At 34.8% G+C, this 24539-nt stretch carries 26 protein-coding genes and 1 riboswitch; of the genes, 15 read left to right on the top strand and 11 right to left on the bottom strand.

Features of this window, described 5'->3' with window-relative positions; translation table 11 throughout:
- Positions 1–175: 175 nt before the first annotated feature.
- Both MKY02_RS20560 and MKY02_RS20555 read right to left on the bottom strand, forming a co-directional pair.
- Complete coding sequence (locus MKY02_RS20560) at positions 176–1606, bottom strand: sensor histidine kinase (RefSeq protein WP_076034218.1); 1431 nt, start codon at positions 1604–1606, stop codon at positions 176–178.
- 7 nt (positions 1607–1613) lie between these two features.
- The gene (locus tag MKY02_RS20555) at positions 1614–2312 is read right to left on the bottom strand and encodes a response regulator transcription factor (protein ID WP_038180691.1); all 699 of its coding nucleotides are present in this window, start codon (positions 2310–2312) and stop codon (positions 1614–1616) included.
- 148 nt (positions 2313–2460) lie between these two features.
- Here MKY02_RS20555 and MKY02_RS20550 point away from each other — a divergent pair, with 148 nt between their 5' ends.
- The 3 genes from MKY02_RS20550 (at position 2461) to MKY02_RS20540 (ending at position 5096) form a co-directional block, all read left to right on the top strand.
- Entirely contained in the window at positions 2461–3705 is a 1245-nt protein-coding gene (locus MKY02_RS20550; RefSeq protein WP_038180688.1) for an RNA-splicing ligase RtcB, read from the top strand.
- An 88-nt stretch (positions 3706–3793) separates the two neighbouring features.
- Positions 3794–4408, top strand: coding sequence for a PH domain-containing protein (locus tag MKY02_RS20545; RefSeq protein ID WP_038180686.1), 615 nt, complete (start codon positions 3794–3796; stop codon positions 4406–4408).
- Between the two features lie 142 nt (positions 4409–4550).
- Positions 4551–5096 carry an HPP family protein gene (locus MKY02_RS20540; RefSeq protein ID WP_038180684.1) on the top strand — a complete coding sequence of 182 codons (546 nt, stop codon included), beginning with the start codon at positions 4551–4553 and terminating at the stop codon, positions 5094–5096.
- 389 nt (positions 5097–5485) lie between these two features.
- On the opposite strand, the gene MKY02_RS20535 is transcribed toward MKY02_RS20540, so the two are convergent.
- Together MKY02_RS20535 and MKY02_RS20530 are read right to left on the bottom strand one after the other, a co-directional pair.
- Positions 5486–5968 carry a SepA family multidrug efflux transporter gene (locus tag MKY02_RS20535; RefSeq protein WP_038180682.1) on the bottom strand — a complete coding sequence of 161 codons (483 nt, stop codon included), beginning with the start codon at positions 5966–5968 and terminating at the stop codon, positions 5486–5488.
- 216 nt (positions 5969–6184) lie between these two features.
- Positions 6185–6481 (bottom strand): hypothetical protein, encoded by a 297-nt coding sequence (locus tag MKY02_RS20530; protein WP_038180679.1) that lies wholly within the window; start codon positions 6479–6481, stop codon positions 6185–6187.
- A gap of 221 nt (positions 6482–6702) precedes the next feature.
- On the opposite strand from MKY02_RS20530, the gene MKY02_RS20525 reads away from it, so the two are divergent.
- From MKY02_RS20525 to MKY02_RS20510, 4 genes are read left to right on the top strand one after another with little or no spacing between them, the layout of a single operon-like run.
- Positions 6703–7116, top strand: coding sequence for a BlaI/MecI/CopY family transcriptional regulator (locus MKY02_RS20525; RefSeq protein WP_340709381.1), 414 nt, complete (start codon positions 6703–6705; stop codon positions 7114–7116).
- 3 nt (positions 7117–7119) lie between these two features.
- On the top strand, positions 7120–7968 hold the full coding sequence (locus MKY02_RS20520; protein WP_340709380.1) for a M56 family metallopeptidase: 849 nt from the start codon (positions 7120–7122) through the stop codon (positions 7966–7968).
- A 53-nt stretch (positions 7969–8021) separates the two neighbouring features.
- Complete coding sequence (locus MKY02_RS20515; protein WP_340709379.1) at positions 8022–8672, top strand: DsbA family protein; 651 nt, start codon at positions 8022–8024, stop codon at positions 8670–8672.
- Complete coding sequence (locus MKY02_RS20510) at positions 8662–9066, top strand: disulfide oxidoreductase (RefSeq protein ID WP_038180669.1); 405 nt, start codon at positions 8662–8664, stop codon at positions 9064–9066. The genes MKY02_RS20515 and MKY02_RS20510 overlap by 11 nt, the downstream gene beginning before the upstream one ends.
- Positions 9067–9120: 54 nt before the next feature.
- Here the strand turns inward: MKY02_RS20510 and MKY02_RS20505 are convergent, their stop codons facing one another.
- From MKY02_RS20505 to MKY02_RS20485, 5 genes are all read right to left on the bottom strand, one after another.
- A complete protein-coding gene (locus tag MKY02_RS20505; protein WP_038180666.1) occupies positions 9121–9876 on the bottom strand; it encodes an amino acid ABC transporter ATP-binding protein in 756 nt (251 codons plus the stop codon).
- A 17-nt stretch (positions 9877–9893) separates the two neighbouring features.
- The gene (locus tag MKY02_RS20500) at positions 9894–10607 is read right to left on the bottom strand and encodes an amino acid ABC transporter permease (RefSeq protein ID WP_340711650.1); all 714 of its coding nucleotides are present in this window, start codon (positions 10605–10607) and stop codon (positions 9894–9896) included.
- Between the two features lie 12 nt (positions 10608–10619).
- Complete coding sequence (locus tag MKY02_RS20495; RefSeq protein ID WP_340711649.1) at positions 10620–11327, bottom strand: amino acid ABC transporter permease; 708 nt, start codon at positions 11325–11327, stop codon at positions 10620–10622.
- 84 nt (positions 11328–11411) lie between these two features.
- On the bottom strand, positions 11412–12278 hold the full coding sequence (locus tag MKY02_RS20490) for a transporter substrate-binding domain-containing protein (protein WP_038180659.1): 867 nt from the start codon (positions 12276–12278) through the stop codon (positions 11412–11414).
- Between the two features lie 35 nt (positions 12279–12313).
- Positions 12314–13489: an acyl-CoA dehydrogenase family protein gene (locus MKY02_RS20485; protein ID WP_038180656.1), complete on the bottom strand. Its 1176-nt coding sequence runs from the start codon at positions 13487–13489 to the stop codon at positions 12314–12316.
- A 111-nt stretch (positions 13490–13600) separates the two neighbouring features.
- Positions 13601–13703: riboswitch (SAM riboswitch) on the bottom strand.
- 344 nt (positions 13704–14047) lie between these two features.
- On the opposite strand from MKY02_RS20485, the gene MKY02_RS20480 reads away from it, so the two are divergent.
- From MKY02_RS20480 to MKY02_RS20465, 4 genes are read left to right on the top strand one after another with little or no spacing between them, the layout of a single operon-like run.
- A complete protein-coding gene (locus MKY02_RS20480; RefSeq protein WP_038180654.1) occupies positions 14048–15232 on the top strand; it encodes a betaine/proline/choline family ABC transporter ATP-binding protein in 1185 nt (394 codons plus the stop codon).
- A gap of 30 nt (positions 15233–15262) precedes the next feature.
- Entirely contained in the window at positions 15263–15898 is a 636-nt protein-coding gene (locus tag MKY02_RS20475) for an ABC transporter permease (protein ID WP_038180651.1), read from the top strand.
- A gap of 15 nt (positions 15899–15913) precedes the next feature.
- Positions 15914–16846: an osmoprotectant ABC transporter substrate-binding protein gene (locus MKY02_RS20470; protein WP_340711648.1), complete on the top strand. Its 933-nt coding sequence runs from the start codon at positions 15914–15916 to the stop codon at positions 16844–16846.
- On the top strand, positions 16839–17534 hold the full coding sequence (locus MKY02_RS20465) for an ABC transporter permease (protein WP_340711647.1): 696 nt from the start codon (positions 16839–16841) through the stop codon (positions 17532–17534). Before MKY02_RS20470 ends, MKY02_RS20465 begins: the two co-directional genes overlap by 8 nt.
- A 47-nt stretch (positions 17535–17581) precedes the next feature.
- Here the strand turns inward: MKY02_RS20465 and MKY02_RS20460 are convergent, their stop codons facing one another.
- Both MKY02_RS20460 and MKY02_RS20455 read right to left on the bottom strand, forming a co-directional pair.
- Entirely contained in the window at positions 17582–18310 is a 729-nt protein-coding gene (locus MKY02_RS20460) for a hypothetical protein (RefSeq protein WP_038180645.1), read from the bottom strand.
- Positions 18303–19640 (bottom strand): AAA family ATPase, encoded by a 1338-nt coding sequence (locus MKY02_RS20455; RefSeq protein WP_038180643.1) that lies wholly within the window; start codon positions 19638–19640, stop codon positions 18303–18305. Before MKY02_RS20455 ends, MKY02_RS20460 begins: the two co-directional genes overlap by 8 nt.
- Before the next feature lie 477 nt (positions 19641–20117).
- Between MKY02_RS20455 and MKY02_RS20450 the strand changes: the two genes are divergently transcribed.
- From MKY02_RS20450 to MKY02_RS20435, 4 genes are all read left to right on the top strand, one after another.
- A complete protein-coding gene (locus MKY02_RS20450; RefSeq protein ID WP_038180641.1) occupies positions 20118–21137 on the top strand; it encodes a zinc-binding alcohol dehydrogenase family protein in 1020 nt (339 codons plus the stop codon).
- A 25-nt stretch (positions 21138–21162) separates the two neighbouring features.
- Positions 21163–22239 carry a mannonate dehydratase gene (uxuA, locus tag MKY02_RS20445; RefSeq protein ID WP_076034222.1) on the top strand — a complete coding sequence of 359 codons (1077 nt, stop codon included), beginning with the start codon at positions 21163–21165 and terminating at the stop codon, positions 22237–22239.
- Positions 22236–23072, top strand: a complete 837-nt coding sequence (locus MKY02_RS20440) for an SDR family oxidoreductase (protein WP_038180636.1) — start codon at positions 22236–22238, stop codon at positions 23070–23072. Before uxuA ends, MKY02_RS20440 begins: the two co-directional genes overlap by 4 nt.
- Positions 23073–23146: 74 nt before the next feature.
- A complete protein-coding gene (locus MKY02_RS20435; protein ID WP_038180633.1) occupies positions 23147–24397 on the top strand; it encodes an MFS transporter in 1251 nt (416 codons plus the stop codon).
- The last annotated feature ends 142 nt before the right edge of the window (positions 24398–24539 follow it).

Here is a 24539-nt window from a genome sequence, read left to right as displayed (position 1 = left end):
AGTTGTGGCTATTACACCACAAAAGAATCTTTTAAACTAGCATTATTAACTCGTGTCCTGTTTTTTGGTACATTACTAATTTGATATTAATTTCCCTTAAATACCAATATTGTTTTAAAAATGATAATTTAGTTATGTGAAAAAAAGAAATATAAAAAACCAGCATGCGCTGGTTCTAAAGTAAAATTGTAATAGTTGTACCTTCATTTAATACACTAGATAATCGCAGATCGCCGTTGTGAGCGAAAATAATATCACGAGCAATTGCCATTCCTAGCCCGGTACCGTGTGTGTTTTTTGTATTTGATCCCCGGTAATAACGATCAAATACTTGTTTAATATCTTCAGGTGAAATACCTCTACCATTATCAGTTATCATTATTCGTGTTTTATAAAGAGTAGGTTGTGAATCTTCAACTTGTCCACATTGTGGATAATCGGTATCAATTTTTATTGTTACACACACATTTTCATCGTTATGCACAAGTGCATTGTAGATAAAGTTCAAAATGGCCCTTTTTAGTAATTTTTTATCCACTTTATGCACGATTTTATTCACATTACTAACAAATTCTACCTGACGTTCCCCAAATTGAGGGTCATTCAACAATTCAATCGTCAGTTCGCGTATAAAGCTTACTATATTAATATCTTCAAAGTGCATAGGTAGCTGTTGATTACGTAAACGAGTCGTTAAATTTAAATCATCAAGTAGATCTTTCATATAAATAGATTTTTTCTCAATAATAGTTGAGAATTCTTGTACTTCGCTAGCAGTGAGATTATCAACATCATCCTTCATCAGTTCAGCATATCCTTGAATTGATGCAAGGGGAGTTTTCATATCATGTGATACATTACTAATCCACTCTTCACGCATTTGATCTAGGCGATTCCGCTCTTTCTCATGTTCACTTAATTTTATTGAGAGTTCATTTACATTGAGGAAAACGTCTTTATACACACCATTTGGTACGTTTATTTTTTTGAATTGGCGGTTACGTAGTTGTCCGATAAAATCAATTAATATGTGAAGTGGTTTCGTTAAATGTCGTGTGAACAACAACCCGATGATCAAAGCGACTAGCACATCCACTATTAAAAATGCTATTAAAAGTAGGTTAATAAATTTTAAAAATTGATCATAATCATAGTTCAAAACATAACGTCCAACCCCGTAATTCTTCACACCGACAAAATAATCTAAATCGTCCATTGTACTAATATAAACAGTCGTATTGCTATCAACTTCTTTATATTTATACATTTGCACGACTTCAGCAGGGGAGTAGCTCGTGGCAAGATTATCTGGTGTCTCATAAGCAGCAACTTGGTTCCCTTTAGAATCTAAAAATTGAACCCATGCATTCTTATCTTGCAATGCTTTTACACCTTCATCATTTACAATAGGTAAACCATTTTTAATCTCGACATATTGAGAGAAGGAACGTGTGAATTCCTCAGAAGAGGTTTCAGGAGTGCTTAAAGCAAGATGACTTCTTTGATAAAGGAGTAGTCCAACTAATAGCACAGTATTGATGATACCGACAATAATAACAATCATTACAACGGACCATAAAAAACGTCCAGTTATTCTCCACTTCATTTTATCATCACCCCTTACTGTTCAATTTATAGCCTAGACCTTTAACGGTGATCAAAAATGTTGGGTTAGATGGAGTATCCTCAATCTTTTCACGTAACCGGCGTATATGCACCATGACTGTATTATCTGAACCAAAAAAGTCTTCTCCCCAAACTCTTTCAAAAAGTGTTTCTTTACTTAAGATTTGATTAGGATGATGGATAAAACAATTCATTAAGCCAATCTCCTTTGCTGTAAGCTCGATTATTGTGCCATTTTTCTTCAATTCAGTACCGTCCATATTCATTTCAAAAGGGCCTACAGTAATATTGTTTAAAACTGTTTTTTCCTCCGAAAAGCTTGCTCGTCGTAGTTGTGCTTTCACTCGATAAGCCACTTCTTTAGGGCTAAATGGTTTTGTAATATAATCATCCCCACCAATTGCGAGCCCTAAGAGCTTATCAATCTCTTCATCCTTCGCGGACATAAATAAGATCGGTACATTTGAGATTTCACGAATCTGTTTGCATAAATCATACCCTTCACCGTCAGGCAGCATAATATCTAGTAGCACTAATTCGGGTTTTACTTCCTGGAATTTAGCCCAGCCATCACGAATTGTTCCAGCCGTTATCACATTTGAAAAGCCTTCCTTATGTAATACTGTTTGTAGCAAATTTGCCAAATCCTCTTCATCATCTATTAATAAAATACATTGTGTGTTCATTAGAAAGCCTCCTCCGTATTAATTGTTATATCGTAAGTATAGTATACGTTTTCATTTTTCACTGCATATGATAATTTCAAACACTCACCTAGTATGTTAAAATAGCCCAAACTACACTGGCGGAAAAAATTACAAGGAGATGACTAATTTGATTGAAATAAAGGGTTTGTATACAAATGCGAAAATATTTTCCCATATTAAACAGGACAAAGCAGTAGAACAAGTTCAAGAATTATGCGACCAACAATTTTTAAACGATGCGAAAATTCGTATTATGCCTGATTATCATGCTGGTAAAGGTTGTGTCATTGGTACAACTATCGTCTTAAAAGATAAAGTCGTTCCAAACCTAGTAGGAGTAGATGTTGGCTGCGGAGTACATGTGACAAAGATTGCACCAATCGACATCGACTTCCAAAAGCTTGATGATACTGTAAAACAATATGTTCCATCCGGCACCAATTTACATGATAACGACAGTATTCGATACGTCACAGGCAACTTCCCTAAAGCACAGCAATTTATAGCTTCTCATATTTTAAATGATGAAAGAAGTAAGCTTAGTCTCGGAACATTAGGTGGAGGTAATCATTTTATCGAAGTATCTCAAGATGAGGATGGCTACCTGTATCTATGCATTCATACAGGTAGCCGCTCAGTAGGTGCTAAAATAGCTACTTATTATCAAAAGATAGCATATGAAAAAATACAACACCGCGATGTATCAGGAATAGTAGCTGCTTTAAAAGAGCAAGGGCGCTTTCAAGAAATTCAACCTGCCCTTAAGAAATACCAAAAAGAAACACCACTTATTCCAAAGGAACTTGCTTATGTACAAGGTGAAGATTTTCAAAATTATATCCATGATATGAAGCTTGCACAGCAATACGCAAAAGAAAATCGTCGACAAATTGCGCGTTCTATTATTGAACATTTAGATCTTGAAAAGTATTTAGTTGAAGAATTTGATTCTATTCACAATTATATCGATACTGACAATATGATCTTAAGAAAAGGTGCCATTTCTGCGCAAAAGGGGGAACAGCTCATTATACCTATTAATATGCGTGACGGCTCCATTATCGCCTATGGGCAGGGAAATGAAGATTGGAACTATTCAGCCCCACACGGTGCAGGGCGTATTATGAGCCGTACTCAAGCGAATAAAAATTTAAATCTTGAAGAATATCAAAAAACAATGGCTGGTATTTGGACATCATCAGTTAATAAGGAAACGCTTGATGAAGCGCCAATGGCTTATAAACCAATGGAAGAAATTCTTGAAAATGTCCGTAATACTGTTGATGTCAAAACTATCATTAAGCCTGTTTATAACTTTAAAGCGAGTGAGAATGAGTGGCCATCTTATCGCCGTAAGAAACGTTCTAAATAATTTTTGATCAGAAATGGAACTTGTCCTAATGTTACTTCGTATATAGAGAAGATAGAATAAAATCTTAACATTAGTGGAGGAACAAAATATGCTTAAAAAATTTGCCTCAGATGCACTAGGTCTTTCTGATATTGGGATTGTCGTACCAAAAGAAAATTTCGACAAAACAGAAGCCGACGATTTCGTTCTACACGAATCAGGTGAAGTTGTTTACTTCCTAATCAAAACGAAAGCAGACGAATATTGTTTCACAAATAAAGCACTGATACACGTAGACGGTGAAAATGCGATTAGTAAAAAGCGTCTATTAAAGCGCTATGACTATCAACATAGCACAATTACAGATGTTATGTTAGAAACTGCAGGCACAATCGATCTAGATATCGAAATTAAATTCACTATTAACAATATTCCAATGTCCATCGATATTCACAAAAAATTCGACACAGAAATTAAAGATTTATATAAAGCACTTCATGCAATTTCAGTAGAAATGAAAAACAACACACAATACTTTGAAATAGCTCAAAACAGCTTAACGTATGCAGCAGAGTCAATCGGCAAAGTAGAGAGTAATGTAGTAACACCGGCTCAATCATTTGAACAAATTGCTCGCTTCGCTAACGATTGGGTTCTTCAAAACAAAAAGCAATATGTTAAAGAAGATTACAGAGAAATATTTGAATTATATATTAATCACTAATAAAAAAGAAGTTATCCACTTTAGTGGATAACTTCTTTTTTAGTGACTAGTAAAAGCATTTCTAGCAATATAATTTAAATATTAAGACTCCTTAATTATTCACTTAGTTGTAGTAAAGTAAATAAATCAGGAGGGAAACAACGTGTCACAAAATGCATCACCAAAACAAAAATCAAAAACGCTATCGTACATCGCTAAAATGAGAGGTAAAGGCAATTCACCGCTGAAAACAAATTGGAAAGATATACTGACAGCTTTAATTGGTTGTTATATCACGATCTTTGTTCTCCTTGAACTAACGAAAATGACTAATACGCTATGGTTTATGGCACCTTTTGGTTCAAGTTGTTTATTAGCCTTTGCTTTTTGGAACGGACCACTATCACAGCCACGTAATATTATTGGAAGTCATGTATTAACAAGTGCAGTTGGTATCATTATACTAAACCTTTTTGGTAACGAGCCTTGGGCAATTGCTCTAGCAGTAGCGTTAGCTATAGCACTTATTATGATTACTAAGACAACACATCCACCAGCAGGAGCCAATCCAGTTATAATAATGCTGGGTAACTACAGCTGGCATTATATCATTACTCCTGTATTAATAGGTTCACTAATAATTGTTATTTTCGCACTCATAATAAATAACATGAGAAGCACAAGAAGATATCCAACTTTCTGGTGGTGACAAAATCTACCCAAAATTGGTTAATAATTTTTAGATTAAAACAGCTAACTTAGAAGTGCCTGTTTTAATTTATAAAATTATTGTTCACAGTGAATCATTTTATAGTTAGTGAATTATTTAGGTATTTATATGAAAAATCCGACATCGCTAAGTTATTGGCAGGTTGTCGGATTTTTTATTTAAATGAATGAAAAAAAAGAGCACCTAACCGAGTGTTAGAAGCTCAAAAACAAGTTTATACTCACATGAAGTTCGAACTTTACCGAATTAAAAAACGATAAAATTACCGAACGATTGAAATCTTATCAAATTTTAGTGATTGAGTCAAGCTTTGGATATGTTAGGTTTCTAAAAATAAAAGAGCTTCTATTAAAGAAGCTCTAACTACATCACTCATTTTTTTTAGCTTGCTCTGGTTTTTCATAACTAAATACGGCCACAATAATATATAAAAGTACAAATATAATAATAGAACCAGTCCATGTTACATCAATTCGACTAAAGCTCATTACTAATAAACTTTTAAAAAGGATAGCACAAACAGTAGTTTGTATGGCATAACTAATAACTGCTACCGGTTTTGACCAAAGTAGATTAAAACTCGCAACGACAAATAAATTTATGAAGTCCACCAAGAACATCATTGCGGCAATCAATATTAAAAACCATCCGTAATATAATCCATTTCTATACCACTGTTCGTAAATTTGTATAGATGCTAAATCATACTTAGCCAATAAATTATACAAACCAAAAAATCCGAAGAGCGGTACAGTCACTACTAAAAAAAGTCCAAGAATTAATATAAATATCAAAATCAGAAGTGCTGACCATCCAGATACACGGATTTTTATTTTTTTATTTTTAAACATAAAACTCTTCTTCACCTACTCATGACGCAACTTATGCGCCTCTCTTTAACCCCAAATTAATACTCTCTATTCATTTCATACCTTTCATTATAAATCAGGAATGCTTACAATGCACCTGAATGCTATATCAGAGTATTAGAAGATAATAGAAAGTGGCTAGTGAGCGATGGAATAGCACAGAGGTAAAAGAACTATTAGCTACTTATAAAAAAATCTTCATCCACGTATTCTTTTATACGTTTGAATAAATTGAGTTGGATCCACTTCGATTTCGAACATGAATACTCCTTGGTTTGTATGCAAATAAAATAATCCGGACCCACTAGAGAAAGGTTTATATGACATGTCATGAACATGTTCTAACTTAAAGATTTTTTTGGCAGTTGAAACTGAATCGGTATACAAGTGTATGTGGTGAGTAGTACGTTGTGTTGTTTGTTCAAACCAACCTGTAATCCGCTCTACTAAATGATATTTGATGGCGCATATAGCTGTGTTATTTTGTTGAGTCATGACGATACCTCCAATCATAAGATGCCCATGATAGAAAAACTATACGCATATCTTAACAGTTTTCTAATTAAAGAATGTTATTTGAACCCTCAAATTTAATGAATTCATAATATATTTAATAATTAAAGATGATAAATGATGTTAATAAATAGTATTTGGTTAACAATTCTTGACTGGAAATAGACGTAACACTACAATGAGTAATGTGAGGTGAACAAGTCGTGAGGATTCGAAAATTCAAAATGAACGAAAGTGGGTTAAATCGTTTTTTTGGCCCTCTAGAAGCAAAGATTATGGACATTTTATGGAACGATGTAGAAATGACCATCAAAGATGTTCAACAAACACTTGATCAAGAAAAGTTGACGAACTTTAACACAGTCATGACAGTCATGAATCGATTAGTAGAAAAGGGAATTCTTCAAAAGAGAACAGAAGGTAGATCGTCTTTGTATAAGCCAGTTCTCTCGAGAGATGACTTTTTGAATACACAATCTAAAGAAATGACTAATGAGCTAATTGACGAGTTTGGTAATGTTGTAGTTAGCCATATGCTTGATGCATTAGAAGATGTCGATGATGATCTTGTAGCTATGCTTGAGAAAAAAATTAAAGAACTGAAAAAGGACATGTAACGTATGTACAAACGTCACTCGTCTATCACCCTCATCGTATCACTCATTATTTCGGGAATTATTTTTTTAGAAATGGGTTTATATTTCGTAGCAAAGATAGCTGGTTGGACTGTTCAATACAATCTTGTAGCCGTCTGTCATAGCTGGATGAGGATAGCAGGATTGTCTTCACTGGACTATATACTTGATATACTGGTCGGCTATACACTGATTTTGACTATATGGAAAATAGGATCTCAATTCTATCATGCTATTCGTATGAAAAAGAGATTTAAGCAATATAGAGAGAATATGCTTACACTCAATATGAATTGTATATATAGCCAAGGTAAAGAGGTATTGCTTGTCATTTCTCATCCTACACCATTAGCACTTACTATTGGGTTTATAAGACCAAAGATCGTCTTATCAACAGGTTTGATGAATCTTATATCTGACGAAGAGTTAGAAGCGGTTATTTCACACGAGATGTACCATAAGGAAAATCGAGATCCACTTAAAATCTTTTTAATGGAACTCTGTTCATCTACAATGTGGTATATTCCGATTTTAGATTGGTGTAATCAGAAATATAAAATCATGAAAGAATTACTAGCAGATGAATATGCTATTGAAAAACAGCAGACATCTGTCCACTTGGGTAGTGCCTTGTTGAAGATGTTAAAAGTAAGTAAGTATGAAAAAATGCCTTTTTCTTATGCATCATTTGCAGATACATCTGTTAACTATCGAATTGGCTTTATTTTAGATCCGTTAAGAGAAATTCAATGGAATTTACCAGTGAAAATGTTAGTAATCTCTTTAGCAGTTTTTAGCTTTATTTGTTCTTTATTTATTTACGCCTTGGCGTAAATTTTTTACCCCAATACACTACGTAATGTAGTCTTGATTAGGAGTGCTTATTAATGTCTAAGAAAATATTTTGGTTTGTAGGTATAGTAGTAGTTTGTATCGTAGGTATTATTTTTTTAACGAATTCTGCAGAAAAATCGGCAGAAATTGATTATAAAGGGCAACCGTTTTTAGGTGAAGCATCAGCACCCGTAGATATTGTTGAATTTGGTGATTATAAATGCCCAAGTTGTAAAGACTTCAATGATCGACTGTTTCCTATTATTAATAAAGACCTTGTTGAAACAGGGAAAGCCAAGTTTTACTTTGTGAATTATTCTTTTATTAATGTCGATTCCAATCGTTCAGCCAAATTTGCCGAAACGGTCTATAAAGAATTGGGAAATGAGAAGTTTTGGGCTTTCCATGAACTAATGTTCAGTAAACAACCAACAGATTTATCTTATGAAAAAGTAGATTTATATACTGAGGACTTTTTAGAAGATGCATTATCTGAAATAGCCACTGAGAAAGAAACTAAAAAGGTAATGAAAGCTTTTGGTGAAAATGCGGGACAAGAAGCATGGGATAAAGATATGCAAATGGCAAAAAATCTCGGTGTCCAATCAACACCAACTATCTATATTGATGGCAAGCAATTCACTGGAAACACATACGATGATTTTGTGAAAATGGTAGAAGAGGCGACTGCTAATGGTAAATAAAGCACTCCTCTTTGGCTGGATAACGTCGATTATAGCCATGATGGGTAGTTTGTTTTTTAGTGAAAAAATGGGTTTTATCCCATGTACACTTTGTTGGTATCAGCGTATATTAATGTACCCACTTGTCTTTTTCTTAGGGATGGCATTTTATAGGAATGATAAAGCGATTTATAAATATGTGCTTCCAATGTCGACTTTTGGGATGCTTCTCTCTGGCTATCATTATGCATTACAAAAGATACCATCCATGCATGAGTTCAGTACATGCACAAATGGAGTACCTTGCTCAGGGCAATATATTAATTGGTTTGGCTTTGTAACGATTCCATTTTTATCTTTTATCGGTTTTACATTGATTACAATTTCGATGTTAGTACTATGGAAACGTAAATAAATAAATTAGAAAACGCCCACCTCTTATAAAACTTAGAGGTGGGCGTTTTTTAATTTAAATAAAGAATGAATAATCTTCAGGTAGCACACGTTTTAAAAATTTCTTCGTACGTTCTTCTTTAGGTTTAACGAAAATTTCATGAGGATTACCTTCCTCAACGACAACGCCACCATCCATAAAGATAACGCGGTTAGCTACATCTTTAGCAAAGGACATCTCATGAGTAACTACAAGCATTGTTGTACCTTCATTGGCGATATTCTTCATAACAGCTAGTACTTCACCAACAAGCTCTGGATCTAGAGCAGATGTAGGTTCATCAAAAAGAATAATATCAGGATTCAAAGCAACTGCACGTGCAATACCAACTCGTTGTTGTTGTCCACCTGACAGTTGGCTTGGATAAGCATCATATTTGTCGGTAAGACCAACTTTACTTAAAGCTTTTTTACCGATTTCAATAGCTTCATTTTTTGGCACTTTACGTCCAATAATAAGGCCTTCTATGACGTTTTCAAGTGCAGTTTTATTGTTAAATAGGTTGTAGTTTTGAAAGACAAATGCAATTTTCTGTCGAATAGCATGAATATCTTTTTTCTTTGCATCATGTAAATCTACATCAATTTCTCCGAAAGTAGCATGACCTTGATCTGCCTTTTCTAAAAAGTTAAGGCAACGGAGTAAAGTCGTTTTACCGGAACCACTAGGACCTAAGATGACGACAACATCCCCCTTATCAATGGATAAGTCGACACCTTTTAATATTTCATTATTGCCAAATGATTTATGCACATTTTTAATATTTAACATATTATCACACCCCAGTTTTAAGCATTTGCTAATTTATATTTCCGTAAGTGTTTTTCATACAATTTAAATCCATATTCGACAACACTACATAAGATTAAGTACACGATGAATATATCTATATATGCTTCAACATAGTTGTAACCTACGTTTGCAGCAACCTTAGCTTTCAATGTGATTTCCTGTAAAGACATTGCGTAACCAAGGGAAGTAGCTTTGATGAGGTTGACGGTTGCTGTACAAATATTCGGTAGTGCTACCACAAGTGCTTGTGGAATGATGATGCGTCGGTATGCTTGATAAGTCGTTAAGCCTACCGAATGTGCAGCTTCTAACTGTCCTTTGTTGACTGTGCTCAGTGCAGAACGGAAAATCTCGATTAAAATGGCAGTAGTGCTAAATGAAAAGACGATAAAGGCGTACCAAATTGGATGGATTTTATAGACATCAATAGCAATATCATATTTTTTAAATAGTGCGGTTAAAATTAATGGAACGCTACTATAGACGATGAAGATTTGAATAATAATAGGTGTACCTCGTACAAAAGATACGTACACTTGAGTTAAACGTTGTATAAAAGGTATTCGATAAATACGTGTTAAAGCGAGTGAAAACGCAAGAGGTATAGCAATCAGTAAAGAAACAATAGTCACGAGTAGGGCCACTGGTACGCCAGACAATGCGACGAAAAATGTATCAATCAAAAAATTATAATTTAATCCTTCAGACATGCGCGTACCTCCTTATGTTGTCTCCAAAGTTTTTTTACCTTTACTAAAGAATTTCTCTAGAATTGAGAAGAATTTTTCGATGATCAATGACAATACCCAGTAGATGATTGCTAAAGCGATAAAAATTTCGAGAGCATGTGCATTTATATTGCTGGCGATAATGAGATTAGCTTTTCCAACGACATCAATAAGCCCGATAGTATAAGCAAGTGCACCTTCTTGTAATAAGGCAATCATACCGTTACCAAGATTGGGGAGTGCTACAACTAAAGCTTGTGGAAAAATAATACGACGATAGGCCTGAAAAGGTGTTAGGCCTACACTAACAGCTGCTTCGTATTGGCCCTTGTCAATTGAACCGTAAGAAGAACGAATTACTTCTGACATAATGGCTGCAAATTGTAGTGTGAAAGTTACGATAACAAATATGGCTGTATCAATATCATGCAAATTGAGGCCGAAATTTTCAGCTAATGCAGGTACACCATAATAAACGAGAAATAGTAAGACGATTGAAGGTGTACAACGCATGATAGTTGTATAGCCGTTTGCAAGTTTTTGAGCAATTCTACTGCTACTCAGTTTGGCTATCGCAAGTAATAAACCGAAAAAAGAACCTAGTAAAATGGACAGACCTGCTATCATAAATGTCACCTTTAGAAAGGGGAGTAAAATAGGGAGTGACTCCCAGATGTAAGATGCATCAAAATATTTTTCCATATGCTCACCATTTTCGTTTTGTATTGGAAAGGCTGTTGAGTGTAATGACTCAACAGCCTAAGGACGTTACGTATGCATAAGCAATTAACGTTCCACTTGCTCAAGTACTTCAAATAAATCACGGTCGTAGAATTTTTTGCTTAGTTCATTTGTTTTTTGTTCTTCTTTAATTTGTTTTATAGCTTTGTCGTATGCATCTGCAAATTTCTGTTCTTTTTTGTTGTATAGTGGCCATGTTTTAATTACTGCAAATTCGTTGTACACAATGTCATTTTCTAATTTATGATAAGCACCGTCTTTGGCTGTAACTTGTTGGTTAAAAGGACCTTCAATCATTACACCACCATCTACTCGACCTTCATTGACCCATTGAACAATATCGATAGTGAAAGCATCTCCAGCTTTTAGTTTTACTTTGTTATCTGGATTTTTTTTGTTGTATTCATCGATGACTGTATATTGAGCATTATTAGCAGCGATTGGTGCTAGAGAGTAACCTGCTGATGCAAAGTCTTTTAACGACTTAATATTTTCATCCTCTTTACGTAATACTAAACCTGCACTACTTAAGCCAAGGAACTCTTTAGGGTAGATGAATTTTTCTGTACGCTCTTCTGTGAAGAAGGCATTTTTGACACCGACTTGGTATTTACCTTGTTCGACACCAATCAATAGGTCGTCACTAGTCGTGCCTACATATTCAAATTTATAGTCTGGTAATAATTCATCTACTAGCTTCATCACTTCTACATCGTATCCAGTTGGATTACCTTGGTCGTCAATATATGAAATTGGCTTACTCGCTTGGTCAAAGGCAACTTTCACGGTACGTACTTTAGAGGAATTTCCTTTATCTTTAGAATCGGATGCTTCACTTGTAGAGCAACCAGCTAAAATTGCTATTGAAGTAATACCGACTGCTGCAAATTTTAATAGTTTTTTACTGAACATATCTTAAAACCCCTTTTAAGTTTATTTTTTTATTATTAATTCACAATCGAATTCTTTTTCTTTTCTTCTTCAATAGCTGTTAATGCTAATTTTGTAATAGTCATATCATCCATTGGAGGATTGTGTAGACCCGCACGGACATTCCGGTAATATCGTTGTAATGGATTAGCGTTTTGTAAACTTTTTGCACCTACTACTCTCATAGCTTTATCAACGATATCAATGGCTGCATTAGTCACTGTATGTTTGGCAACGGCAATTTCATTGCTCAATGAGTCTCTTCGTTTTGGGTCGTCATAAGCTTCTGCTGTACCATATAAGACAAATCTAGATTGCTGAAGTTTTAACTCAATTTCACCTAATTGATGCTGCACATTTGGTAATGAGCTGATCGGTGAATTTAAGCTATTTGGTTGATGATGATTTGCGAAGTGAACCGCATAATCACGAGCTGCTTGTGCTATGCCTAAATATGTTGCAGGAATATGCAACAACCAGCCGTTGATTTTACCTCCGCTTGGATGATTTGGTAATTCGACTAAATCCGAGTCACTTACTTTAACATTTTGTAATATTAAGTCGTGACTTGATGTGCCGCGCATCGACATAACATCCCACGTTTCTTCAATAGATACCCCTGCTGTATCTTTATGAATTAAAAAGAACCCGACTTGTTGTTTTTCTTCAATCCAAGCAGAAGTTAAAAAATAATCTAAAACAGGGGAAGCCGTTGTGAAAATTTTGCGTCCATTTATAAGCCACCCTATTTCAGAACGAACTGCAGTTGTTCCAGGACGCCCGCCTCGAGTGGGGCTGCCAGTGCGTGCCTCACTTACAGAACGATTCACAATGGCGCCATTTTGTACTTCGTTTGCAAAAAAATTAAGCTTGTCATCTGACCACAATTTCTCCTGATACAATTCACCCACAACTCCTAAAGTCCAGCCCATTGAAAGTGAAGTATTCTCATCGTAGCTTGCAAGTGTTTCTTGTAGAAGGACCATATCGTAAACTGAAAATCCTTCGCCACCAAATTCTTTCGGCAAAGTGATTGCAGGATAGCCAATTTCGCGTAGCAGGCTAAAGCTCTCTTTAGGAAAGATAGATAATTCATCTACAGTTGCGGCGCTACCTGTAATTTGGTCTTGAAGCAACGCTAGCTTATCTAACCATTGTCGTTGTAGCTCTGTTCTTATAAATATCTCTTTCATAATAAATCCCCTCGTCTTTTCTAAGTTTATAATTCTTATAGAATTACTATGTATTGAAGGTATAAAAAATCCCCCATTTATAATAGAGGGAGCTTAAATGTTGTGTATGCACCCTTATCTGTCAAGATTTCTCTTGCTGGAAGTAGCACCATTCTGTTATACAGTGGTTGCTGAAGCTTCATCGGACCAGTCCCTTAGCTTCTCATGATAAGTAATATTCTATTGTTTCAATTATCTTACTTTTTCTAAAGATGAAAGTCAATATGAAAAACAAAGTATTTTTGTAGGGATTAAAAGTTATAGAAAAGAACCTAAGATTACAATTTAAAATGAGATAAATTCTATTGGATATAAATGAAGGATTTTAATTATCAATGATCAGTAGATTGCAAGGAATCAAAGCATTTGACGTATTGAAACAAGCACATTCATACAGTTGGAAATTGTGATGAATTATACAATCAAGTAAATATTTTCAATATTTTTATTTTTTGAGGTTTAATGTCTATCGATAGTGGGTAAAAGAACTTAGGTTATAAAATTTGAGGGGGAATACTTATGCTAAAGATAGAGAATTTATCGAAAGTATATAGGGGTGGAAAGAAAGCCGTTGATGATATGAATATTGAAATAGAACGCGGTGAATTTGTCGCCTTTATCGGTACAAGTGGAAGTGGGAAAACGACTGCCATGCGTATGATTAATAGAATGATAGAACCAACCAAAGGCACCATATACTTAGAAGGGGAAGATTTAGCGAAAAAGAACCCCGTAGCACTTCGTAGGAGTATTGGATATGTTATTCAACAAATCGGTCTTATGCCACATATGACCATTCGTGAAAATATTACGCTTGTACCTAAATTGTTAAAATGGACAAAAGAAAAGAAAGATCAAACAGCAGAACGCCTCATTGAACTTGTTAATTTACCTCAAAGCTATCTCGATCTATATCCCGCGCAATTATCTGGTGGTCAACAACAGCGTATCGGCGTGCTCCGGGCATTAGCCGCAGACCAAGACATTATCTTAATGGACGAACCATTCGGCGCATTAGACCCTATTACTCGTGACACGCTACAAGACTTGATGAAAGATTTACAGCAACGTCTTGGTAAAACAGTAATTTTCGTCACGCACGATATGGACGAAGCGATTAAATTGGCAGATCGTATTTGCATAATGCATAGTGGCCAAGTTATCCAATTTGATACTCCTGACAATATCCTATCTAACCCTGCTAACGAATTTGTTCGTGAATTTATTGGCTCTCACCGTTTAATGCAAGAAAAACCAAGTGCAAAAATTGTTGATGATGTAATGATTAAACCAATCTCTATAACGTTAGAAAAAAGTATTAATGATGCTTTTCGTTTGATGGTGACAAAGCGTGTCGACACATTATTTGTTGTTGATGGACAAAATCATTTGAAAGGTTATATCGATGTTGAGGGATTAACTACGGCACGACATACCACTTCTAGCATTTCTGAAGCAGTAGAAAAAGACGTCTTTTATGTACGAAATGGTACAAAATTACAAGATTCAGTGCGTCGTATTTTAAAGCGGAATTTAAAACACATTCCTGTTGTAGATGAAGAGCATCGTTTAATTGGACTTGTTACTCGTGCAAATATTGTGGATATGGTATACGACACTATTTGGGGTGATGAGGAAATAAATGAGGATGCAAATGGTATTAATCCAGAGCAACAAAGTGAATCTAATAAACAACTTAACTGAATATTAACTAAATAGAAAGGACGTGAGTAGATGATTGATTTTATAACACAAAACGGCGGAGATATTGTGCAAAAAACATGGGAACATTTTTATATATCTGCTATAGCTTTAATTTTAGGTATAGTCGTTGCAGTTCCTTTAGGTATTTTATTATCAAAACTACAGAGAACCGCTAAAATCGTTTTAGGTATTACAAGTGTTTTACAAACACTGCCGTCATTAGCTATTTTAGCAATTATGATTCCATTCTTAGGAGTCGGGAAAATCCCTGCAATTATTGCTCTATTTATCTACACACTATTACCTATTTTAAATAATACTTATATTGGTATGAATTCTGTGAATTCAGGTCTGAAATCAGCAGGAATTAGTATGGGAATGACAAAAATACAATCCATCGGGATGGTGGAACTGCCATTAGCTATCCCTGTCATTATGTCTGGGATTCGCTTATCTGCAGTGTACGCAATCTCATGGGCAACGTTAGCATCTTACATAGGAGCAGGTGGCTTAGGTGATTTTATTTTTAATGGACTGAACCTTTATCAACCTGAATTTATTATTGGCGGCGCTGTATTAGTAACTATTTTGGCCTTAATTACTGACTTTATATTATCTAAAGTAGAAAAGTGGGCTACACCAAGAGGTTTAAAAATTGAACGTTAGGAGGGGAACATGCTTATGAAATATAAAAAAATAATTACCATTGGCTTGATTATGACGGTGTTAATTTTATCTGCTTGTTCACTAACCGGTTCAAGTGATGATAATGACGTGAAAATTGCTTCAATGACAACGACAGAAAGTAAGATTATGGCTAATATGCTGAAATTAATAATTGAACATGAAACAGATGAAAAGGTAGAACTGATTAATAATTTAGGATCAAGTGTCGTGCTGCATCAAGCAATGATTAACGGCGATGCAAATATTTCTTCAACACGTTATACAGGAACAGACCTTACTGGGGCTTTAAAAGAAGATCCTGTTAAAGATCCTAAAAAAGCGATGGATACTGTACAAAAAATATTCCAAGAGCGCTATGATCAAACATTTTTCGACACATATGGTTTTGCAAATACGTATGCATTTATGGTCACACGTGAAATGGCTGAAAAGCATCATTTGAAAAAAGTGAGTGACTTAAAAGGCATCGCAAAAGATTTACAGGCAGGCGTCGACAACTCATGGGTCAATCGTGTAGGGGATGGCTATAAAGACTTTGTGAAAACGTATGGTTTTGATTTTAAAGACGTTTATCCTATGCAGATTGGGCTTGTCTACGATGCTGTAGAAGCAGGCAAAATGGATGTGATTCTTGGCTATACAACAGATGGTCGTATTGCAAGTTATGATCTTGTTGTATTAGAGGATGACCGACAATTCTTCCCACCGTATGATGCGAGTACTCTTGCAGTAAATGAATTATTAGAAGCAAAACCAAAAGTAAAAGAAGCGATTGAAAAATTAATAGGTAAAATTTCAACAGAGCAAATGCAAAAGCTTAACTATGAAGCTGATAACAATCTAGTTGAACCAGCTATTGTGGCCGAAAAATTTTTAGAAGAACATAATTATTTTGAAGATGAAGAAGGAGGGAAAAAGGATGACTGATTTAAATACATTCCAACAATTCTTTTACTACTTCTCTGAAAATGGTTCTTATGTATTCGAGCAATTTATAACACATTTTTTTATCTCAATTTACGGTGTAATCTTAGCAGCCATCGTCGGTATTCCACTAGGCGTACTAATTTCGAAATACGCTAAATTATCAGGGTTTATCATTACGATAGCGAATATTATACAGACTATACCAGCGCTTGCATTACTAGCGATTCTTATGCTAGGTATGGGGCTTGGAAAAACGACAGTAATTATCACGGTATTCCTATATTCATTACTGCCGATTATTAAAAACACATATACAGGTATTAATAATATTAATAAGGATCTTACCGATTCCGGTAGAGGGATGGGAATGACACGCATTCAAGTGCTGTATATGATTGAGTTACCACTCTCACTCTCTGTAATTATTGCAGGAATTCGTATAGCCCTTGTTGTTGCTATCGGTATTACAGCAATTGGTGCTTTCATTGGAGCAGGTGGACTTGGGGATATTATCATCCGTGGTACAAATGCTACGGATGGTACAGCGATTATTCTAGCAGGTGCCATTCCAACAGCACTGATGGCTATCATTACAGATTTGATACTTGGTTTCATAGAGCGCAAATTGGATCCAGTAAAGCGTCATAAAAATTTGACGATACCAACAGTACAAAGTTTGAATAAGTAAAGTAAAAGCCTTGAAACCAAAATTAATCGGTTTCAAGGCTTTTATTGTTACTCGTTAATCATTTTCATATAATCGAACATTAGAGATACATTAGTAAATCTTTCTAAAGAGGCAAGGTCAGCAGATATGCTTTGCCAACTTTCCAAATACTTTTCTTCTAATGTCATACTAGTTGAAATGGGTAAAAAATTAGAAAGAAACTCTTCTATTGGCTTTTGTTCATTTTCTAAAAACTCCTCAACCTCACGTACTTTATAACGTGTTTCTGGATTGGCTTCGTTAAACAAAATATGTTCAAGTGCTCTTGAAAAATAATAAATTTGATAATTTACCTTGCCAGATAAAATGGTATTGAGTGTCCGCATGGTATGAATGTTTTTGCTTTTTAATTTGTTTCTTTCAATAATTTTACTTTGTTGATTACTATTTGGCACGCTGATTGTTGTAGCGTTATAAAGTGTTAATCTATCTTGGTTTTCATCAATAATTACGGCCGATTCGCCGATGAAGCAGCCGTCTGTATCGGCTATTTGGATAATTGCCAATAAATCTGTAGGGCCTAATTTCATTTTATTAATATAGCTTTTAACACGATCTCCAATTAAGTTTTTTATATTGGAGTTCTTTTGATTTAAATCCCCCAAAATATCCCCTTTAATAATGTCGAATCTAATTTCATTATTATTAAATAATGTACGTATTCGATCGTATAATAAAGCTTCTTCACAGGCACCTTCTACTAGTAACAAGACAACTTTTTTCGCTTTTTTACTCATTAATAATAGCCGCTTTTCTAAATGCTCTCTTCATATCATAGGCATTCGTTTCTTTATAAATTGCTTCGTCTTGACCACCTAACTGTATTGCACGTAAATAAACATCCCTAGGATTATTAAGCTTTTTAACACCTTTTAATTGCATATAACGATTCTCTTCATTGGTAGTAGTGAACCATAAATTATGAATTGGTAGTACTTCAAGGATACGTAAGTTATGAGAAGTGAATATCAATTGGCCTGCTCCATTCTCATGGATAATTTCAAGTAATTCACCTAATAAGTATTCAAATACACCAGCATCTAATTCATCAATAATAACGCATGCATTAGGATTGTTATAAACAGCAATGAGTGTACTTAAGATAGAAATTATTTTCAATGTACCCTCGGATTCACATTTCAAAGGTAGCTCGATGTCGCCTTTTCGAGAAAGAAATTCAACGAGCACACCATCAGATCCGTCATTCAATTTTTGTGTATGAAGAACATGAATTTTAATCTGTAAACCAGGAATAAGCATTTTAAGGACAATGTTCGTTTGTTCTATTAATTCTTTCATTGCATTGAACATGTCTTTTGGCAGTAAAGTAGTATCTTCTAATTTGGAGGGAATCACGCCACGTTTATTTTCGAGATGTATATTAAAAGGCATCGTAATATTAGAGATTAAATTGCCAAACTGCGTATTATCAATGATATGCAAATCTCTTTTGAAGTCAAAAATAATATTTTGAATGAGTGCCATTTCCACTTCATCTAAATAATTGGGAAGAATATTTCTAACTTCTTTTCTGAAAATGAAAGAAGAATGATTTTCTTTAGAAAGATGGTTTGCTACTAATACTTTAACTCGATCATTTTGGTTTAAAGAGGTGAGATTGGTAGTGCGGATAGTAACTTCTTCTCCGTTTTTTGAGAGTATATTTTTAAAGCGTTTACCTCGTTTATTTTCTCGATAACTTAAGCTTTCTGCCATCACATTTAACCTTTGTTCACCAACCACAAGAGAAACAGCGTATTTTAAGAAATACTCGCCAAATTTATTTTTGATGATGAATTGGAAATTTAGTTGTAAAGATGATTCACCGTAGTATATATGTAGATGATGAACATGAGGAAGTTTTTTATAGATTCCACCATCTAAGAGTGCCGATAAAATTTGAAATGCCTGTACAACTGCAGTCTTACCTGAACCATTTTGACCATAGAATCCAATAACATTAGCCTCTTCTAATTTGTCAAAATTTGTATCGATGTGGAATGTTCCATATTTTACGTTTTTTAGGTTGTTTAATGTAACATCTAGAACTTTAATAATCGGTTTCATGTACTTCCTCCTAAAAACGAACTGTTTATATTATTTAGATAAAGGATAAAAAATATACTAATTTTAATTATAAACTCGAAGTTGTTATGTGTCATTTATTGTTAATAATAGTATTTTTGTTACATAAAAGATGGGTTGATCATTGACATACTACATTAGTATTCTCTCTATTTATTTATCAAATTGTTAAATTTACCCTATTTAAAATAGTGAAAATATAAACAAAATTGTCTCAATTAATAATTGATTTTGAAAAATATATCCTTTATAATTTCACTAAACCGATTTAGTAACTATATTTTATAAATACTAAACCGATTTATTGTTTATAAATACCTAAATTAGCTACATAGGACAACAAAATTCTACAAATGAAAAAATTTTTGATCTAAATAGGTAATGTGTAATCTATGAATTTGCATCTAAATTAGAAAGACTGCTTATAACTATAAGTTTCTAAAAGAAAGGATGTTAAAAATGAAAGCGCTTCAAGTATTAGGGCCATATGAGCTGGTTATGAAAGATATGGAAAAACCACAAGTAAGCGAAGGTACAGATGTACTTGTGAAAGTTAAACGTGTTGGGATATGCGGGTCAGATATGCATATTTATCATGGGACAAATCCACTTGCTACTTTACCAAGAGTTGTTGGTCATGAGGTAACAGGAGAAGTAGTAGAAATCGCTTCTGAAGTAACAAATTTAAAAGTAGGAGACCATGTCGTTGTAGAACCAATTAGTTACTGTGGGAAATGTTATGCGTGTCGTAAAGGTCAACCTAATGTATGTGAGCAATTGTCTGTTTTCGGTGTTCATGAAGACGGAGGTATGCGTGAGTGGATCGTACTTCCGGAGAAGCAACTTCATGTAGTAGATTCTGCATTACCATGGGAAGAAGTCGTGTTGGCGGAACCATATACAATTGGTGCACAAGCTGTTTGGAGAGGCGGAGTAGAAAAGGGAGATACCGTTTTAATCCAAGGAGCCGGTCCAATTGGAATTTGTATTTTGAAACTAGCAAAAATTCAAGGTGCTAAAGTTTTCATTACAGATTTAAGTGAAGAACGACTTGCTTATGCAAAACAATTAGGGGCAGATGAAGTCATACAAGTAGGCTCAGAAGATGTGAAGGAACGTGTAATGGCAATAACAGACGGTGAAGGAGCAAATATTGTGATTGATGCAGTATGTTTACCTTCAACTTTCGAGTTATCATTTGAAGTAGTGTCTGCTGCAGGTAACATAGTCGTGTTAGGATTTGATGAGCGTCCAGCGGCTATTTCGCAATTACCAATTACGAAAAAGCAAATTACAGTAACTGGATCACGTTTACAAACCTACCAATTCCCTAAAATTGTTCAATTATTGAATGAAGGAAAGTTACGTCATGATGGGTTAATTACACATACATTTACAGTTGATCAAGTTCAAGAGGCTTTTGACTTTATCGAAAAACATCCAGATCAAGTTAGAAAAGCTATTATCACATTTGAGTAAAAAGAAAAAATGTCGGAGGTGCTATATGAATATTACATTTAGATGGTATGGACGAGGTAATGACACAGTTACTTTAGAGCAAGTGAAGCAAATCCCAGGTGTACAGGGAATTGTTTGGGCATTACATCAAAAACCGGTTGGTGAAGTTTGGGGAAAAGAAGAGATTCAGAGTGAAGTAGATTATATTCAAAGCTTTGGATTCCACACAGCTGTAGTGGAAAGTGTGAATGTCCATGAATCAATTAAATTAGGTAATGCTGAACGCGATCAGTATATCGAAAATTATAAACAAACAATACGTAATCTTGCAGCAGTTGGAGTTAATACAATTTGTTATAACTTCATGCCGATTTTCGACTGGACACGTACAGAAATGTTCCATCCTTTAGAAGATGGCTCAACAGCATTGTTTTTTGAAAAAGCAAAAGTGGAAAATTTAGATCCAAAAGAACTTATTAATACAGTAGCTTCAGCGTCAGATTTAACACTTCCAGGTTGGGAGCCAGAAAAAATGGCGAAGATTTCTGAACTATTCGAAGCGTATAAAGAAATCGACGAACAACGATTGTGGGAAAATCTGGGATATTTCTTGGAAGCAATTTTACCAGTGGCCGAAGAGTGCAATGTTAAAATGGCAATTCATCCGGATGATCCACCATATTCAATCTTTGGATTACCTCGTATTATCACAGGTGCCCAAAGCTATGAAAAATTAATCGGAATTTCAGACTCACCTTCAAATGCCTTTACATTCTGCTCTGGTTCAATGGGAGCTAGTCCTGAAAATGATATGGTGGAAATTGCAGAAAAATATGCATATCGTTCCCCATTTGCTCATATTCGTAACGTGAAAATCTATGACAATGGTGACTTTGTTGAAACATCGCACTATACACAAGATGGTTCAATAGATGTCAAAGGTATTGTAAATGTATTACATAAACAAGATTATACAGGTTATGTAAGACCAGACCACGGCCGTCATATTTGGGGAGAAAAATGTAGACCTGGTTACGGTTTATATGACCGTGCATTAGGAATTATGTATTTACTTGGCCTTTGGGATGCGTACAAAACAATTGAAGAAGGTAATACGAGATGATACCAATTCATGAAAATCTAACTGGTAGAGTTGCTGTAATTACGGGTGGGAGCGGTGTTTTATGCTCCCGCATGGCAATAGAGTTAGCTCGTCATGGGATGAAAATAGCCATTTTGAATAGAACAGCTGCAAAGGGACAAGTCATTGTAGATGAAATTGTATCAGCAGGTGGAACGGCTATTTCAGTTGTAACAGATGTCCTAAGTCGCGATGAGTTAGTGCTAGCAAAAGAACAAGTTTTGAAGCAATTTGGTCGTATCGATTTGTTGATTAACGGTGCAGGCGGAAATGATGCCGATGCTATAACATCAACTGAAATTTATGAAGAAGAAACAGAGGGGAAAAGTTTCTTTGATTTAAAAGAAGAAGGATTTTATAAAGTCTTTTCTAGCAATTTCACAGGAAGCTTTTTGGCTAGTCAAGTATTCGGGGAAGTACTTTTAAAAAGTGAATCACCTTCGATTATTAATATTTCGTCTATGAGCGCTTACTCTCCAATGACTAAAGTGCCAGCTTATAGTGCTGCAAAAGCGTCTATTAATAATTTTACTCAATGGATGGCCGTTCATTTCGCTGAAGCAGGATTACGTGTAAATGCAATTGCCCCAGGTTTTTTCCTAACAAAACAAAATCATAATTTATTGGTCAACGAAGAGGGCGGCTATACACCACGCTCTAAAAAAATATTAACGGCGACTCCGATGAAACGTTTCGGTCAGCCAGAAGATTTGCTTGGAACATTATTATGGCTCTCTGATGAAGCTTATTCAGGTTTTGTAACAGGAATAACAGTACCGGTAGATGGTGGTTTTATTGCTTACTCAGGAGTTTAAGGGAAACGTGAATTTTGTGCGATATTACTAAATCGGTTTATTACGTTTAATAAAATGACAATTGGGGTGATTTTATGTTTTCACAAGGCAGAGGCGTTGTAATAGCATTTTTATTTTTAGCTGGTGTGATTAACTATCTTGATCGTTCTGCACTATCAATTGCAGCACCGTTCATTAAAGATGATTTATCGTTAACTGCAACGCAAATGGGGATTATTTTCAGTAGTTTCTCTGTTGGATATGCGTTATTCAACTTTTTCGGGGGTATGGCTTCAGATAAATTTGGGGCAAAAATGACGCTTTTTGTAGCAATGATTGTTTGGTCATTATTTAGTGGTGCGTTAGTTTTAGCAGTTGGATTTGTTAGTATGATCGTTATTCGCGTGTTGTTTGGTATGGGAGAAGGTCCGTTATCAGCCACCATTAATAAGATGGTCAATAACTGGTTTCCGCCGAACCAACGTGCTTCCGTTGTCGGATTAACAAATAGTGGTACCCCACTTGGCGGAGCAATTTCAGGACCAATTGTTGGTTATATTGCAATAGCATATGGTTGGAGAATTTCATTTATCGCAATTATGATCATTGGTTTAATCTGGGCGGCTTTCTGGTGGAAATTTGTGAAGGAAAAACCAGAAAAAGCTGGTGACAAAGATCAAAAAGAAGATATGAATTTAATAAAAGAAAGCAAATTAAAATTTACCTTCTATATTAAACAAAAAACAGTCTTATTTACTGCCTTTGCATTTTTCGCTTATAACTATATTTTATTTTTCTTCTTAACATGGTTCCCGAGCTATTTAGTAAGTGCACGTGGATTGAGTGTTAAGGATATGAGTATTATTACAGTTATTCCTTGGGTTTTAGGTTTTATTGGTCTTGCAATGGGTGGTTTTGTTTCAGACTTTATTTATAAAAAGTTTTTACAAAAAGGTGTTTTGTTCTCTCGTAAATTAATACTTGTGTCATGTTTATTCCTTTCGGCATTATGTATTGGATTTGCTGGATTAGTAACAACGACTGTAAGTGCAGTTGCTTTAGTAGCAGCATCTGTATTCTTCTTATACTTAACTGGTGCAATTTATTGGGCAATTATCAATGATGTAGTAGATCAAAGTAATGTAGGTTCAGTAGGAGGTTTCATGCACTTCTTAGCAAATACTGCAGGGATTATTGGACCAACTTTAACAGGTTATCTTGTAGATACTACAGGAACATATACAGCAGCATTCCTATTAGCAGGGGGCTTAGCAATAGTTGCTTCACTAGCAGTTATTCGTTTCGTCAAACCTATTATTAAGCCAAATGAAGAGACAGTAGCTTAAGTTAAATAAGATATCTTCATACATAGGGAATTATTTTTCACTTCTTGTCTTCAATAAATTGTAAAAATTGTGCTAGAAGTGAAAATGCCCTATAATTTTAATAAATAACTAAACCGATTTATTAAAAATGGAGAGATGACAA

This window comes from Viridibacillus sp. FSL R5-0888 (genome assembly GCF_038009105.1).
Lineage (GTDB): Bacteria > Bacillota > Bacilli > Bacillales_A > Planococcaceae > Viridibacillus > Viridibacillus arenosi.
Note: the sequence above shows the minus strand (reverse complement) of the source record. Positions and strands in the feature narration are given on the sequence as shown.